General features: G+C 32.9%; 19 protein-coding genes. 9 read left to right on the top strand and 10 right to left on the bottom strand.

Going from position 1 to position 15878, the window contains the following annotated elements:
• Positions 1-22: 22 nt before the first annotated feature.
• The 3 genes from rplI to rpsF all read right to left on the bottom strand — a co-directional run bounded on the left by rplI (position 23) and on the right by rpsF (position 1173).
• On the bottom strand, positions 23-463 hold the full coding sequence (gene rplI, locus ABDW27_RS20950) for a 50S ribosomal protein L9 (protein WP_343697677.1): 441 nt from the start codon (positions 461-463) through the stop codon (positions 23-25).
• Between the two features lie 66 nt (positions 464-529).
• Entirely contained in the window at positions 530-826 is a 297-nt protein-coding gene (gene rpsR / locus ABDW27_RS20945) for a 30S ribosomal protein S18 (RefSeq protein WP_002987043.1), read from the bottom strand.
• A 5-nt stretch (positions 827-831) separates the two neighbouring features.
• The gene (rpsF, locus tag ABDW27_RS20940) at positions 832-1173 is read right to left on the bottom strand and encodes a 30S ribosomal protein S6 (protein WP_068842999.1); all 342 of its coding nucleotides are present in this window, start codon (positions 1171-1173) and stop codon (positions 832-834) included.
• 177 nt (positions 1174-1350) lie between these two features.
• Between rpsF and ABDW27_RS20935 the strand changes: the two genes are divergently transcribed.
• Positions 1351-2049, top strand: a complete 699-nt coding sequence (locus tag ABDW27_RS20935) for a LytTR family DNA-binding domain-containing protein (protein ID WP_343697676.1) — start codon at positions 1351-1353, stop codon at positions 2047-2049.
• Here ABDW27_RS20935 and priA read toward each other — a convergent pair.
• The 5 genes from priA to nadC all read right to left on the bottom strand — a co-directional run bounded on the left by priA (position 2046) and on the right by nadC (position 7577).
• Positions 2046-4496: a primosomal protein N' gene (gene priA, locus ABDW27_RS20930; protein ID WP_343697675.1), complete on the bottom strand. Its 2451-nt coding sequence runs from the start codon at positions 4494-4496 to the stop codon at positions 2046-2048. The genes ABDW27_RS20935 and priA overlap by 4 nt on opposite strands.
• A 24-nt stretch (positions 4497-4520) precedes the next feature.
• Positions 4521-5267, bottom strand: coding sequence for a subclass B1 metallo-beta-lactamase (bla-B1-FLAV, locus tag ABDW27_RS20925; protein WP_343697674.1), 747 nt, complete (start codon positions 5265-5267; stop codon positions 4521-4523).
• A gap of 17 nt (positions 5268-5284) precedes the next feature.
• Entirely contained in the window at positions 5285-5710 is a 426-nt protein-coding gene (locus tag ABDW27_RS20920; protein ID WP_343697673.1) for a DUF2147 domain-containing protein, read from the bottom strand.
• A 1-nt stretch (position 5711) separates the two neighbouring features.
• A complete protein-coding gene (locus tag ABDW27_RS20915) occupies positions 5712-6635 on the bottom strand; it encodes a YihY/virulence factor BrkB family protein (RefSeq protein ID WP_343697672.1) in 924 nt (307 codons plus the stop codon).
• An 84-nt stretch (positions 6636-6719) separates the two neighbouring features.
• Complete coding sequence (gene nadC, locus ABDW27_RS20910) at positions 6720-7577, bottom strand: carboxylating nicotinate-nucleotide diphosphorylase (protein WP_343697671.1); 858 nt, start codon at positions 7575-7577, stop codon at positions 6720-6722.
• Positions 7578-7779: 202 nt separating this feature from the next.
• Between nadC and ABDW27_RS20905 the strand changes: the two genes are divergently transcribed.
• The 7 genes from ABDW27_RS20905 (at position 7780) to rlmH (ending at position 13372) form a co-directional block, all read left to right on the top strand.
• Positions 7780-8880: a DNA alkylation repair protein gene (locus tag ABDW27_RS20905; protein WP_343697670.1), complete on the top strand. Its 1101-nt coding sequence runs from the start codon at positions 7780-7782 to the stop codon at positions 8878-8880.
• Positions 8881-9223: 343 nt separating this feature from the next.
• Positions 9224-10105 carry a pirin family protein gene (locus ABDW27_RS20900; RefSeq protein ID WP_343697669.1) on the top strand — a complete coding sequence of 294 codons (882 nt, stop codon included), beginning with the start codon at positions 9224-9226 and terminating at the stop codon, positions 10103-10105.
• Positions 10106-10107: 2 nt separating this feature from the next.
• Positions 10108-10503: an OsmC family protein gene (locus ABDW27_RS20895; protein WP_343697668.1), complete on the top strand. Its 396-nt coding sequence runs from the start codon at positions 10108-10110 to the stop codon at positions 10501-10503.
• Between the two features lie 7 nt (positions 10504-10510).
• Complete coding sequence (locus ABDW27_RS20890) at positions 10511-10795, top strand: GNAT family N-acetyltransferase (RefSeq protein ID WP_343697667.1); 285 nt, start codon at positions 10511-10513, stop codon at positions 10793-10795.
• 201 nt (positions 10796-10996) lie between these two features.
• The gene (locus tag ABDW27_RS20885; RefSeq protein ID WP_343697666.1) at positions 10997-12412 is read left to right on the top strand and encodes an adenosine deaminase; all 1416 of its coding nucleotides are present in this window, start codon (positions 10997-10999) and stop codon (positions 12410-12412) included.
• A gap of 89 nt (positions 12413-12501) precedes the next feature.
• Positions 12502-12804 carry an antibiotic biosynthesis monooxygenase gene (locus ABDW27_RS20880; RefSeq protein WP_343697665.1) on the top strand — a complete coding sequence of 101 codons (303 nt, stop codon included), beginning with the start codon at positions 12502-12504 and terminating at the stop codon, positions 12802-12804.
• 94 nt (positions 12805-12898) lie between these two features.
• Entirely contained in the window at positions 12899-13372 is a 474-nt protein-coding gene (rlmH, locus tag ABDW27_RS20875; protein ID WP_343697664.1) for a 23S rRNA (pseudouridine(1915)-N(3))-methyltransferase RlmH, read from the top strand.
• Positions 13373-13436: 64 nt separating this feature from the next.
• Here the strand turns inward: rlmH and ABDW27_RS20870 are convergent, their stop codons facing one another.
• Positions 13437-14069, bottom strand: coding sequence for a hypothetical protein (locus ABDW27_RS20870; RefSeq protein WP_343697663.1), 633 nt, complete (start codon positions 14067-14069; stop codon positions 13437-13439).
• Positions 14070-14199: 130 nt separating this feature from the next.
• Positions 14200-15042, bottom strand: a complete 843-nt coding sequence (gene folP, locus ABDW27_RS20865; protein ID WP_343697662.1) for a dihydropteroate synthase — start codon at positions 15040-15042, stop codon at positions 14200-14202.
• Positions 15043-15257: 215 nt separating this feature from the next.
• Between folP and ABDW27_RS20860 the strand changes: the two genes are divergently transcribed.
• On the top strand, positions 15258-15800 hold the full coding sequence (locus ABDW27_RS20860; protein WP_343697661.1) for a DUF1599 domain-containing protein: 543 nt from the start codon (positions 15258-15260) through the stop codon (positions 15798-15800).
• Positions 15801-15878: the final 78 nt, after the last annotated feature.

Below are 15878 nucleotides of genomic sequence, written 5' to 3'. Positions count from 1 at the left end.
TTAACAAGAAGTTAACAAGATGTTATTTTTCAGCAATGATCTCGTATGGTAATTCAACGATAACATCTCTGTGTAAACGGATAGTTGCGTTGTATTTTCCAATACGTTTAACGATACCGCTAGTGATGAATTTTCTATCGATAGTGTTACCAGATTTCTCTAATGCCTCTGCGATATCAATGTTTGTGATAGAACCAAAAAGTTTCTCTCCACCAGCTTTTGCAGTAATTTTAATTTCAAGAGCTTTAATAGTTTCAGCTAAAGCTTTAGCATCAGCAACAATTTTAGCTTCTTTGTGTGCTCTTTGTTTTAGGTTTTCAGCTAAAACTTTTTTAGCAGAAGGAGTTGCTAATACAGCAAAACCTTGAGGAATTAAAAAGTTACGACCGTAACCAGGTTTTACAGATACTACATCATCTTTAAATCCTAAGTTTTGTACGTCTTGTTTTAAAATAAGTTCCATGTTGTTGTCCTTATATTTTAGAAGTTAGGTTCTGACTTAACAGAAACCAGCGACTAGAGTTTTTAATTATTTTAATAAATCGGCCACGTATGGCATTAAAGCTAAGTGACGAGCTCTTTTTACAGCTACAGAAACTTTTCTTTGGTATTTTAATGAAGTTCCGGTTAAACGACGAGGAAGAATTTTCCCTTGCTCGTTAACGAATTTCAATAAGAAATCAGCATCTTTATAATCGATATATTTGATTCCAGATTTTTTGAAACGGCAATACTTTTTAGTTTTGTTAGTTTCAATGTTTAAAGGCGTTAAATATCTGATATCTCCGTCTTTTTTTCCTTTTGCAGATTGCTCAATTGTAGACATAATAATTACGCTTTAGTAGATTTTAATTTTGCTCTTCTTCTTTCCGCCCATGAAATAGCATGTTTGTCTAAACTTACAGTTAAGAAACGCATAACTCTTTCGTCACGTCTAAATTCAGTTTCAAAAGCAAGTAGAACTTCTCCAGCTACTTTGAACTCAAATAAGTGATAAAAACCACTTTTTTTGTTTTGGATTTCGTAAGCCATTTTTTTAAGACCCCAATCCTCTTTTGATACCATTTCAGCTCCTCTACTAGTAAGAAATTCTTCAAATTTCGTTACTGTTTCCTTCACCTGAACCTCAGATAAAACGGGATTTAAAATGAAAACAGTTTCATAATGATTCATAAATACAATATTTATTTGTTAAAATTGGGTGCAAAAGTAAGCATTATTTTTAAATAACCAACACTTTTTTTCTATTATTCGTCATAATGCAAAAAATGTACGCCGTTTTTAGTTTATTTTCCAAAAAAACTATACATTTACTACTGCTATCCTGAATTTATTCTAAATTTAAATGTTATGAAACTAAACTGTGTTGTTGTAGATGATAGTTCTATACAAAGGACAATTATTGCAAAATTAGTTAATAATCACCCAGGTTTGCATTTAATCGGGGATTTTTCTAATGCAATAGAAGCAAAAAGTTGTATCTCATTAAATAATATCGACTTAATATTTCTGGATATAGAAATGCCAGTTATTAATGGCTTTGATTTTCTTGACGGTTTAAAATCTAAACCACAAATTATATTTATTACTTCTAAAGCTGAATATGCTTTAAAAGCTTTTGATTATGATGCTACTGATTATCTGCAAAAACCAATCGCGGTAGACCGCTTTAACGCTTCTGTAAAAAGAGCCATTGATATGCATCTTCTTAAAAAAGAAGTTAAAGAAGAAGAAGGCGAACATATTTTCATTAAAAGTAACCTTAAAAAACTTAAAATATTTACGGCTAAAATCAAATGGATCGAGGCTTTTGGAGATTATGTAAGAGTAGTTACCGAAGACGACAGTAATCTGGTACTTTCTACGATGAAATCTTTTGAAAATGATTTATCAAAAGACAAATTCATTCGCGTACATAAGTCTTACATTATCAATATTGACAAGGTAGAGCGTTTTAATAGTAAGTTTGCCGAAATTGGAATTACCAAAATTCCGCTAAGCCGAAACAAAAAAGAAGATTTAGTAAAAGCGTTATCTACGCCGAGTTAATAAAAATCGACATTTACAACAACTTTTATAGATCTGTATTGAGCCACAGCTTCAAAACTATTCAACATTTTCTGGATAGTTTTTTTTGTGTTCCCCAAATGCAGGTTCTGCGGAATCTTAATTAATATAGTTCGTATATATTCATTTCGGATTCTGCTTATTGCGGGTTCTTCCGGACCTAATACCGGCATACCCAGGTTTTGACTCAAAACCTGATACAGCCACATTGATCCTTCTTTTAATTTATCATAATCACGATGTTTCAAAGTCAGTTTTATGATTCTGAAATAAGGCGGATATTTATAGATTTGACGGTCGTATAATTGCTCTTTATACATACCTATATAATTATGATTGGTAACCTGCTGTATTGTATTGTGATTTGGATTATAGGTTTGAATCACAACTTTTCCTTGTTTTTCAGATCTTCCTGCCCTTCCTGCCACTTGTGTCATCATTTGAAAACTACGCTCGAAGGCTCTAAAATCAGGATGATGCAGCATATTATCGGCATTCATAATTCCGACCAAACTGACATTATCAAAATCCAAACCTTTAGCCAGCATTTGTGTTCCGACTAAAATATCGATCTCTCTATTTTTAAAGTTATCGATAATCTTTTCAAAACCAAATTTACCACGAGTCGTATCCTGATCCATTCTGGCGGTCTTAGCCTTTGGAAAAAGAGACACTAACTCCTGCTCTATTTGTTCCGTACCAAAACCTTTCGTTGTTAAATCAATACTTGAGCAGCTATGGCAGTTAGTTGGTTTAGCAATAGAATATCCACAATAATGACAGCGAAGCTGATTTTTAAATTTATGAAAAGTCAAACTTACATCACATTGCTGACAATGCGGAACATGTCCGCAGGTTAGACATTCTATTATAGGGGAATAACCTCTTCTGTTTTGAAACAAAATTACCTGTTCACCCAAAGACAAAGCCTCAGTAATTTCTTCAATTAAAAGATCGCTAAAATGCCCCGTCATTCTTTTCCTGAAATGCTTGTCTTTTAAGTCAACCAAAACCACTTCAGGCATGCGGACATTTTTATATCTTTCGGTAAGCGTAACCAAACCGTATTTATCGTTTTGTGTATTAAAATAGGTCTCAATACTTGGCGTGGCTGAACCTAACAATACTTTGGCTTTATGAAAATTACCCAATACAATCGCTGCATCTCTGGCATGATATCTTGGCGCAGGATCTGTTTGTTTAAAAGTCTGTTCATGCTCTTCATCAACAATCAATAAGCCTAAATCATTAAAAGGCAAAAACAACGCAGACCTTGCCCCAATTACGATTTGTGCTTTTTCTGAATTTTCGAGTGTTTGTTTCCAAACCTCAACTCTTTCGTTATTACTGTATTTTGAATGAAAAACGGCCACTTTATCTCCAAAATGCAAACGAAGTCGGGAAACTAATTGTGTAGTAAGCGCAATTTCCGGAAGCAGATACAAAACCTGTCTTCCGGTATGCAGATATTCTTCTATTAATTTGATATAAATTTCGGTTTTTCCGCTTGAAGTTACACCATGCAGTAAACAAACATCTTTCTCGTTTAGATTCTCTTTTATATCAAAAAAAGCCTTTTGCTGTGCTTCACTTAAATGAAGTTCATTTTCTGATTTTTTTCCATTAAATGTAATCCGATCATGCTGCAGATAATATTCTTCAAAAATTTCTTTTTCTATTAAAGCTTTTACAACCGCAGAAGTTGATCCTGAAAATTCAATCAGTTTTTTTACCGTTATAGGTTTCTTTTCTGAAGCACTGATTTGAAAAAATGCTAAAACAATTTCTTTTTGTTTATTCGCATTTTTTAAAACTTCAAGCAATTCTTCTAAACCTCGATCGGTTTCATATTGTGAATGCAGCTTTACATATCGAACCAATTTCGGTTTGTAGCTTTCCTTTATTTCTTCTTCTAAAACAATAACATCTCTGGCTAATAGCTTTTGAAGTGTTGGCAGGATATTTTTTTTATTCAAAATAGAAGCAATCTCCTGAACTTTTAGCGAGCTTTGATGTTGTAAGGCTTCATAGATAAGAAATTCATCATCAGAAAGTTCAGAGTCGTTTACGATTACTTCTGGCTTATGTGATACAATGGTTTCACTTTCCAGCAGCAATCCTGTTGGAAAAGCACCACGATACACATCGCCAATACCACACATATAATAATTAGCAACCCAAAGCCAGTGTTTTATCTGAGTTTCGGTTGCTATAGGTTTTTCGTCTAAAATTTGATGAATTTCCTTGGCTTCATATAAAGTGGGCGCATTTTCATGTATATCCAATACAAGCGCGGTGTAAATTTTACTTTTACCAAAAGGTACCGCCACACGCATTCCTTTTTTAATAAAATGGAATTCAGCTTCAGAAACACGATAAGTAAACGTTTTTTCTAAAGAAAGCGGTAAAATAACTTCGATAAAAAACATGCAATTATTTATATGAACAGGAAATTATTTTTTTCCTAAAGATTGTTGAGCCAAATACTCGTCAACTAGTTTTAAAGTATGATTTAAAGATTCAATATTAGTCCAGTCTTCATGACCCGGAATAATATAAGCTGGATTTTTAAATTTTGCTTTTACTTTTTCTATAGATTTCTTCCATTCTTTGACATCAGAATCGGCTAAATAGCCCAAATCCTGAGCGTCGGCACTTTTTATAAAACAGGCGCCGTAAAGTACTTTTTCTTTATCAAACCAAACTACAATATTGTCAGACGCATGTCCTTTTCCCGGATAATAAGCCTCAAAAGTATGCTGGCCAACTGTAAAAGTTTTATCATTCGGAATTATAAATTCGGCTCTCGGTTCGTTCTTCTTTTTAAGAATATCATCTGTCAACTTTATTGAATAGGTTTTGATTCCTTTTTTTCTGTAAAAATAAAATCCTCCCGCACGATCATCGTGAGAATGCGTTGCAAAAAGCATAATAACCTCTTTATTATGTTTTGCTTTTATAGAATCTAATAATGGCTGAAACTGTGTTTTATCCCAGGGAGCATCAAACAGCACAACACCTTTATCTGTAACCAAATACATGGCGTTGGCAGAAATCTTGGTGCCGTTATATTCATTAAAAGTTCTATAAACATAAAAGTCACCCGTAAGATGACTTATTTGTAATGGCGAATTCTTAGATTGTGCAAAACCGTTTAAGGTTATGGCTAAGAATAAAATTATCGAAGCTAATTTTCGCATTTATTTTTTTGAATTTATTATTTTACTCTTGTCCAGTATTGTGTTCTTCCCATTAGAGAAATTCCAACATAACCGCGAAGTTTCAATTTATCAGCAGACTCTAAAGAGATATAGCATTTATATTTTTTTCCGCTTGTAGGATCTAAAATTGTTCCTCCATTATATTCAGAACCGTCTTTTTTAAGACCGTTAATAATAGTCATTCCTAAAATTGGTTTGTTTTTTTCGGCACCTTCACACTTTACACAAATGTCTTTTTTATGGCCTTCACGAAGTATTTCTACTATTTTTCCGTATATTTTTCCTGATTTCTCATAAATCTCAACTACCGATTTAGCCTCTCCTGTTTCATCATCAATGGTCTTCCATTTTCCAATTACATTTTGACTTTGCATGGTCAGGGCAAAGAAGAACACTCCGATAGTTAGCATCAAATTTTTCATATTATTTTTCTTTTTTTTGTTTTAATTTTCTGATAGAAGCGTTCAATTCGAACCCTAAAAGCAGAATCATACAGTTTATCCAAATATAGAACATTAGAATTAATAATGTCCCAATTGAACCATAAAGTTCGTTATATTTTGAAAATTTTATAACCCAAATTCCAAAAAAGAACGAAGATATAACAATTAAGACCGTTGTAAAAACAGATCCGATGCTTATAAAAGGTACTTTATTATACTGTTTTGTACCATAACGTAATAATATTGAAGATGTTATCAAAATCATCAGCATAACGAATAAATATCTACCCAAAATAATCAGCGGAATACGATCACTTAATACATCCTGAATGATTGTTTTTTGAATAAATACCTCAAAAACCACAATTGTCGCCACGGTTACAAACAATATTACGGTCATCAAAAGTGAAATCGCCAATGCAACCAAATATTGCCTAAAAAAACCACGCTTGTCAAATACATGTTTTGATGATTCGAAACCGCTTAAAATTCCGTTGATACCATTGGCCATCAAAAAAATCGAAAGTAAAAATCCCGATGATAATAACCCTGAGTGACTATTATTTAAGATATCGCTGATAATTTTACTAATAGCATCATAGGTATTTGGCGGAACTCCTTGTTGTACAAACTGCAGAAAATCATCCTGAAAACCTTCTATTGGAATAAACGGTATTAAGTTTAAAATAAATAATGTAAAAGGAAACAAAGCCATAAAAAAGCTAAAAGAAACCGCACTGGCATGATATGAAAATGCACCTTCGAGAATTCCTAAAGTGTACATTTCGAGCAAATCATACAAAGAAAATCCCTCTAACCAAGGGAGTTTTATTTTCTTTAAAAGTCGCGCCAAATTGCGTATTACAGGCAGTTTTTCAATCCGATCTTCTATCTCTTTCGACATATATTTTTGATTTTAGATTGTTGAATTTAGATTTTAGATTTGCAAATCAAACTCATAACTTATAACTCAAAATTCATAACTTCATTAAAAAGCTTTCAGGCTCAAATCCATATTATATACAGAATGTGTTAAAGCGCCTGATGAAATATAATTAACTCCACACAAAGCATATTCGCGAACTGTTTTTTCGCTGATATTTCCAGAAGATTCTGTCTGACATTTTGAACCAATCAAATTTACTGCCGTTTTTGTGTCTTCATAATTAAAATTATCAATCAAAATTCTATGAACGCCGTCGCTCAATAAAATTTCTCTGATTTCATCTAAATTACGGGCCTCAACAATGATTTTAAGATCAAGATTGTTTTCTTTTAAATACTCTTTTGTTTTAGAAATAGCACGGGTAATACCGCCAGCAAAATCAATATGATTATCTTTCAGCATGATCATATCGTAAAGTGCAAAACGGTGGTTTTCTCCTCCTCCAATTTTTACAGCCCATTTTTCTGCCACTCTAAAATTTGGCGTTGTTTTGCGTGTGTCTAATATTTTAGCGTTTGTACCTTCTAAAAGCTTCATTAAATAACTGGTTTTTGTGGCAATTGCAGACATACGCTGCATGGTATTTAAAACCACTCTCTCTGCTTTTAAAATAGACTGTGAACTTCCGGAAACTTCAAAAACAACTTCGCCATATTCTACATGCATTCCGTCTTCGATATACGTTTTCACTTTAAGTTTCGGATCTACATAATCAAATATCATTTTAGCAAGTTCAACACCGGCAATGATTCCCTGATCTTTTACCAATAATTTTGCCTGACCATGAGCCGTGTCTGGAATACAAGCCAGTGAACTGTAATCGCCCGGACCAACATCTTCTCTGATGGCATTTTTTATTAAAAGTTGTAATTCTGCCTGAAACTGTGCTTCGCTTATCATTTTTTAGTTTTTAATAATGCTAAATTAAAACTTATTTTATGGATTTGAAAGTTTACTTTCTACGAAAAATTGCTTAAAACATTAAACATCTCTTTTTTAACCATTAAGATATTCCGGAAAATAAAGTTACAATTCTTAACAAAACTTAACCACTTAATAAGAGATCAATTAAATATCTTTGAAGTTTATTCAAACAAAAATCATGGGATTAATTAAAGATATTTATTCGGTTTCTTTTTACGAAAATTTTAGCAAGGCTGTCGCCGAAGTCTATCCAGCATTCGACAAACAAAAATTTATTAAAACAATTTTTGAGGGAGATTTTGCGCAAAAAGAATGGAAAGAAAGAATGAAACATACTACTGTTGTTTTTCACCAGTTTATGCCTCAAAATTTTCCCGAAGCCATTTCTTTAATTGATAAAATCATAGAAAACTTAAGGAAAAACAACTTTGCAGAGAGCAATCTGGCTTTCATTTTCTTTGCTGATTATATCGAAATGTACGGTTTAGAAGATTTTGAAATTTCTGCAAAAGCCTTTGTTTCTATCACACAATTTATAAGCTGTGAATTTGCCGTTCGTCCTTTCATTTTAAAATATAAAGAACAAATGATCGATGAAATGGTTAAATGGTCATTGCACAAAAATCATCATGTACGTCGTTTAGCCAGTGAAGGTTCGCGCCCGAGATTACCGTGGGCAATGGCAATTCCGTTTTTAAAGAAAGATCCCTCTTCTATTCTGCCGATTTTAGAAAATCTAAAAAACGATCCTTCAGAATATGTTCGAAGAAGTGTTGCCAATAATTTAAACGATATTGCCAAAGACAATCCGCAGATTGTACTCGAAATAGCTTCAAAATGGAAAGGACACAGCAAAGAAACAGACGGGATTATTAAACACGGCTGCAGAACTTTATTAAAACAAGGTCATCCTGAAATTCTGAGTCATTATGGTTTAGAAAGCAGTAATATTGAACTTTCATCTTTCGAAATTAAAACGCCAACTGTAAAAATTGGGGATTATCTACAGTTTCAATTTCACTTAAATAATAAAAATAAAGACGCCAAAACAGTTCGTTTAGAATACGCTGTTCACTACAAAAAAGCAAAAGGACATTTAGCTAAAAAAGTCTTTAAAATCAGTGAAAAGGTTTATCACCCAAACCAATTAACTAAGATTGAAAGAAATCAGTCTTTTAAACTAATTACAACTCGTGTTTTTCATACCGGAATTCATCAGTTGTCGATTATAATAAACGGAACTGAAAGTGAAGTTTTAGAGTTTGAATTGATTGATTGATTGATTGATTGATTGAATTAATTAATAATTTTCCGTTTTTCATGCTCCAGCGGAGCAAAATATCTATAGAAAACATTATCCTATCCCATAAAAAAGCTCTAGCGGAGCGACATATTTATTTCGCCCCGCTGGGGCTTTCTGGTTGTGGCAATCATTTTCTACAAATATTTCATCCCTCCGGGACTTTTAAAACCTAAATTTAATTATCTTCTAAAAACTTAATAAACGATTTTTCTTATTTTTATAAAATCAAAAAACACAAAACGAACTTTCTTAATCTAAATTAAGTTAAAGATTTCTATCACAACTATAATTTTGTTTTCAAATCAAATCAAAATACCACATGTCAAATATCAGTTTAATTATCGAAGAACGCGCTGCCAATATTGGCAACTTTATGGTAGGCCGTTTATTGCCTTTCCGTGAAAAAAGAGCCGTTGGACCATTTGTTTTTATCGATCATATGGGACCTGCGCATTTAAGTGACCACGAAAATATGGATGTTCCGCCGCATCCGCATATCGGACTTTCTACTCTAACATTTTTGTTTGAAGGAAGTATCATGCACCGCGACAGTTTAGGAACCGAACTGGAAATAAAACCCGGCGCTGTGAACTGGATGACAGCCGGAAAAGGAATCGTGCATTCTGAAAGAACTCCTGAATATTTAAGACATTCGGATAAAATGCTTCACGGATTGCAGATTTGGGTGGCGCTTCCGAAGGAATTGGAACAAATGGATCCGAATTTTACGCATGTTGAAGCAGATGATATTCCGGCTTGGGAAGAAGATGGCGTTTCATATAAATTAATTGCTGGTGAAGCTTTTGGCAAAAAATCTCCTGTTCCTGTTTACAGTCCGTTATATTTTATTGAAATTAAAAGCAAAGAAGCTAAGAAAATCAATATTGGTAAGGATTTATTCGGCGAAAGCGGTTTATATATTTTAGAAGGAAGTATCAAAAATGGGGAACATACATACGATCCGAGACAAATTTTAATTACAACTGAAGCTTCTCTTTGTGAATTTGAAATTGCCGAAAACTCAACCGTTTATATTTTTGGCGGACAGCCGTTTCCTGAAGAACATTTTATATTTTGGAATTTTGTTTCTTCGGATAAAAACCTCATCGAAAAAGCTAAAACAGACTGGACAAACCAAACTTTCCCAAAAGTTCCCGGAGAAACTGAATTTGTGCCATTACCAGAACCTAGAATTAAATAATTATGGATACAGTATCAGCAAAAATAGATACGCGTTTATATCGCACAGAAATAAAATCAGCAAGCGACAATATTTTAATTTCTGATGAACCTCAGGAATTGGGCGGAAAGAATTTAGGATTAAATCCTACAGAGCTTTTAGCCGCTTCATTGGCTTCCTGCACTGTAATTACTTTACGAATGTACATCAATCGTAAACAATGGGATGTGGACGAAATCAACGTTAAAATTGATTTTGAAAGAGATTCTGAACGAAGTGTATCTGTATTTACAAGAAAAATCGAAGTCATAGGTGAAGTTAATGACGAACAAAGACAAAGATTAGAAACTATCGCAAACAGTTGTCCAATTCATAAAACATTGACACATTCGATAGAAATTAAAACCACACTAATATAATTTTAAAATGGAAATTCAACAAATAAACGATATAAAAAGAGGCTATTTTGAAGCTCTTGAAGACGGAAAAGAAGCCGGAAAAATGACTTATACCTGGGCTGGAGACAACAAATTTATTATCGATCATACCGAAGTAAGCCCGGAATTTAACGGAAAAGGTGTTGGTAAAAAACTAGTTATGGCAGCTGTAGAATATGCCCGAAATAACAACCTGAAAATTATTCCGCTTTGTCCTTTTGCAAAAAGTGTTTTTGATAAGGTTGAGGAAATACGTGATGTGCTTTTTTCTTAAAAGAGACAAAGTGACAAAGAGACAAAGCTACAAAGGTTTTAACGTTGAGACGCACGGCAGTGCGTCTTTTTTTATTTAATCATTTCTTTAAAAACTTTGTTACTCTGTTTCTTTGCACCTATGTCACTTTGTCTCTTCAAAAAACTAATTTTCAAATTTCTCCGAAAACTCGTATATTTGCGCGTAATTTAAACTTAGAGTATGACAAGGATAATTACGCTTTTCTGTATTTTTATAGCACAAATCGGCTTTTCTCAATCAGCTGAGAGTTATTTAGAAAAAATCAGAAATAACGAAGCTCTCTTAACAGCTTTTTTTCAACAAATGCCTAAAGGAGGCGATTTACACCACCATTTTTCAGGATCAGTTTATGCAGAACCGCTTTTAGAAAGAGCCGTTGCAGAAAACTTTTATTTGAATTTAGAAACTATGGCGGTTTCAAAAACAAAACCTGAAAAAGGAAACTGGATAAATTTCGATAGTATAAAAAAACTCGAAAAACTGGATTATTACCAACAGCAAATCATGCAGACTTGGTCGGCTAAAGATTATAATGGTTCTGTTCCTTCTGATGATTTGTTTTTTGATTCGTTTATGAAATTTGAACCGACAATTTCAGGTCATTTTGCCGAAGGAATGCTGGAGTTAAAAAAGCGTGCCATTTCCGAAAATGTAAGTTATATCGAAACACAATTATCAACTATTCCGTGTAATATGAATGTTTCTGATTTGGCCGATTTCAATACAAATCTTCGTCAGGCAGCCAGTCAAAAAGACGAAAAAGCTGTTTTGAAACTTTTGGATGATTTGTATAAAGCCATTCAGAAAAAAGACGCTAAAAAATATGCCGATGATTTTAATAACAACTTTTTGGCGAAACTTCACAAAGATTTAAAAATGGACGATGAACGCTTTACTATGCGTTATCAAAATTTTGTGCTTCGTTTTATGGAACCTGTCGACTTGTTTAAAAATCTTGTTATTGCTTTTATTTCGTCAAGCGAAAGCAAATTAACTGCAGGCGTAAATATCGTTTCTCCAGAACATGGAAAGACTTCTATGAAAGACTATTGGCTTCATATGGTGATGTTTAAATACTGCCATTCGAAATTCCCTGACGTAAAATATACGCTTCATGCAGGTGAACTAACTTTAGGTTTAGTTCAGCCGGAAGATTTAACATGGCATATTAACGATGCAATTTACGTAGCCGGCGCAAACAGAATTGGTCACGGAGTTGATATGGCTTACGAAGCCAATTCGTATGATTTGTTGAAATATATGGCTCAAAAAAATATTCCGATTGAAATCAATTTGGCGAGTAATGAATTCATTTTGAAAGTAAAAGAAAATAGACATCCGTTTACGCTTTATAAAGATTTTAATGTCCCAATTGTAATCAGTACCGATGATGCGGGAATTTTAAGAAGCAACATGACCGAACAATATGTTTTATTGGCAAAAAGATATCCTGATGTGAATTACGAAACAATCAAAAAATACGTTTACAACAGCATCAATTACAGTTTCATCCAAGATGCATCAGTTAAAAAACAACTAATGAAAGATTTAGATAATCGTTTTAAAACTTTTGAAGCGAAGTTTTCTAAAAACTAGTAAAAAATAAAATCAGCCAAATCTGCTAAATCTGCGGGAAAAATTTACTCTCGCAGATTTGGCAGATTAAGCAGATAAAATTCGTTTATATGATTCTTGAAGCCGCATTTCTTTACGTTAAACCAGAATTAGCTCATCAATTTGAAGCTGATTTTGCAAAAGCGAGTCAGTACATTTCATCAATTGATGGTTATTTAGGACATCGTTTAGAAAAATGTCTGGAAATCGAAAACAAATATCTTTTGTTAGTTGACTGGAATACGCTGGAAGATCATACAGTAGGCTTTAGAACATCTGAAGCGTATCTGGAATGGAAAAAGATTTTACATCATTATTACGAACCGTTTCCAATTGTAGAACATTTCGAAACTGTTTTCGAAAATAAAAAATAGATTTTATTTGCCACAGATTACACGGATTAACACAGATTAGATTTAATAAAAAATCCTTTTTAATCTGTGAAATCTGTGGCTAAAAGAAAAAATAATGAACATCAAAATTATCGCAATAGGCAAAACGGATAATAAATCGCTTCAAACTTTGATTGACGATTACACCAAACGTTTGTCTTTTTACATCAAATTTGATTTGGAAATAATTCCTGATATCAAAAACGTAAAAAACTTATCTGAAAGCCAGCAAAAAGAAAAAGAAGGCGAACTAATTTTATCGAAACTTTCAGCAACCGATCAATTGATTTTATTGGATGAAAACGGAAAAACGTTCTCCAGCGTTGGTTTCTCTGAAGAATTACAAAAGAAAATGAATTCTGGTGTTAAAACTCTAGTATATGTAATTGGCGGTCCTTACGGTTTTTCTGAAACGGTTTATAAAAAAGCGCAGGGAAAAGTTTCGCTTTCGCTGATGACATTTTCGCATCAAATGGTTCGTTTGTTTTTTATCGAACAATTATATCGCGGATTTACAATTTTACGTAATGAGCCTTATCATCATCAGTAGATTTTTTTAAGAGACAAAGGCTCAGAGGAACAAAGGTTCAAAGTTTTTTTAAAAGGTTCAAATTTTAAAAAATGTATTCTACAGGAAGTTTATCGAGGTTATAAGTCACATCTTTTTGCAATAAGATCTTGTATTGGAGATATTCTCCATAAGTCATATCCTTATCAAATAGAAACACCAAATCTGGTACTCTTTCAAATTTTATGCTGTAAAAAAGCTTTAATATATCCGCTATTTTTATTTCGGTATTCCCAATAAAAGCCTGTTTTTTCCCTTTTCTAAAATAAACTACAAAGCTTCCTACTTTGGGTTTCTCCATTTTATAATACACTTTTGTAAAAGGCAGAAAAGCTAAATTCTTTCCGATTGAATCTGCATAAGAATAGTAATTTTCAGATTCTTCATTTTGATGCATTTTTTCATTTCGCTTTTTATCCTGCATTTTCATTACCTCCGGAATCGCTAACTTCAACGGAAGACGCTTGTCTATATTCAGAATCCAATTCGTCGAAATGATAGCATTTTTTCGGTTTAAATCGGCAATGGTGTCTTTACCTTTAACTTTAAAAAAGATATAAACTGGAGAATGATCTTTAACGTCTTTTACAATTGTAACGTTTGATTTTGGAAGTAAAACTTCTTCTTTTTTTCCGCAGGAAAAGAGAAGGAAAGCAATGATTAAAGTGAAATATTTCATGTTTATTTTTTATATATTCCTCAAAGTTTGTCATTCTGACGAAGGAAGAATCTTCGTTGCAGAATCTACAAAGATTGGCTTTACTTTGTAGAGTTACTTGCGAAGATTCTTCCTTCGTCAGAATGACAAGCTATACGTTTAAATTATTATTAAAATTCAATTTATTAAACAAAGTAACACATTCCACCGCTTCTTTTACATCGTGAACTCGAAGAATCTTTGCCCCTTTCATCAAAGCAATCGTATTAAGAAAAGTAGTTCCGTTTAAAGCTTCCTGAGGGGTAATATCAAGCGTTTTATAAATCATAGATTTTCTGGAAATTCCAGCTAAAACAGGCAATTCTAATTCGTTAAAAAGTTCCATTTTCTGCATTACTTCATAATTTTGATCGGTTGTTTTGGCAAAACCAAAACCGGGATCCAAAATCAAATCGTTGATTCCTAAAGCTCTTGCTTTTTTTACTTTTTCAGAAAAATAGAAAAGTATTTCTTTTACAATGTCATCGTATTGTGTCAAACTCTGCATGGTCTGCGGATTGCCTCGCATGTGCATCATAATGTACGGAACATTGTATTGAGCTATAACATCAAACATTTTATCATCCAGTTCTCCCGCAGCAATATCGTTTATAATTGCGGCGCCGCTTTCTATACTTGCTTTGGCAACCTCAGCTCTAAAAGTATCAATTGACAATAAAGTTTCTGGAAAATGCTTTAAAATCAATTCTATTGCCGGAACAATTCGGTCGATTTCTTCCTGTTCCGAAACAAATTCTGCACTGGGTTTGCTGGAATAAGCACCAATATCGATAAATGTTGCTCCTTCAGAAAGCATTTTATCAACTTGTGAAATAATCTCGTCTTCGTTTTTATATTTTCCTCCGTCAAAAAAAGAATTTGGCGTAACATTTAAAATTCCCATTACTTTAGGAATCGATAAATCTATAAGTTTGCCTTTGCAGTTAATAAACATTTTGTTTCAAGTTTTATTTGTTTAATGTTTCAAGTTAATGCAGATTAGACAAGTTTGGGAACTTGAAACCTAGAACCTGAAACATTTTTCAGTTTCAAGTTACAGCGTTAACAATTTGTTTAGAAAAAACTTGGAACAAAGAAAACCTCAAACTTGAAACTCTAAAAAAATTATCCTTATTTTTGAAGAAATTTTAGCAAATATACAGCATATAAATGAAGAATACTTCCCAAGAATTTGATAATGTTATTGCAATCTGCAGAACTTTATTTATCAATAAAATGAAAGATTACGGCAGTGCGTGGAGAATTTTAAGATTGCCATCGCTCACGGATCAGATTTTCATAAAAGCACAAAGAATTAGAAGTTTACAAGAAAATGATGTCCGTAAAGTTGATGAAGATGAAAAAGGAGAATTTATCGGAATCATCAATTATTCTATTATGGCTTTGATTCAGCTGGAATTAGGTGTTGTAGATCAGCCGGATCTTGACGTTGAAAAAGCGACGGAATTGTATGATGCTAAAGTAAAGCTTACCAAAGATTTAATGGAAGCTAAAAACCATGATTACGGAGAAGCCTGGCGTGATATGCGTGTAAGCTCTTTAACCGATTTGATTTTGCAAAAACTGCTTCGCGTAAAACAAATTGAAGATAATAAAGGAAAAACAATAGTTTCTGAAGGAATTGATGCCAATTATCAGGATATGATTAATTATTCTGTTTTTGCTCTGATTTTAAATCCTATTACTAAATAAAATTCCAAATTTTAAATTCCAAATTCCAATGCTAAACTTGGATTTTGGAATTTAAAATTTGGGATTTAACCCAATTCT

Source organism: Flavobacterium sp. (assembly GCF_039595935.1).
Lineage (GTDB): Bacteria > Bacteroidota > Bacteroidia > Flavobacteriales > Flavobacteriaceae > Flavobacterium.
The sequence above is the reverse complement of the archived record's forward strand: the minus strand, read 5'-3'. Positions and strand labels throughout refer to the sequence as shown.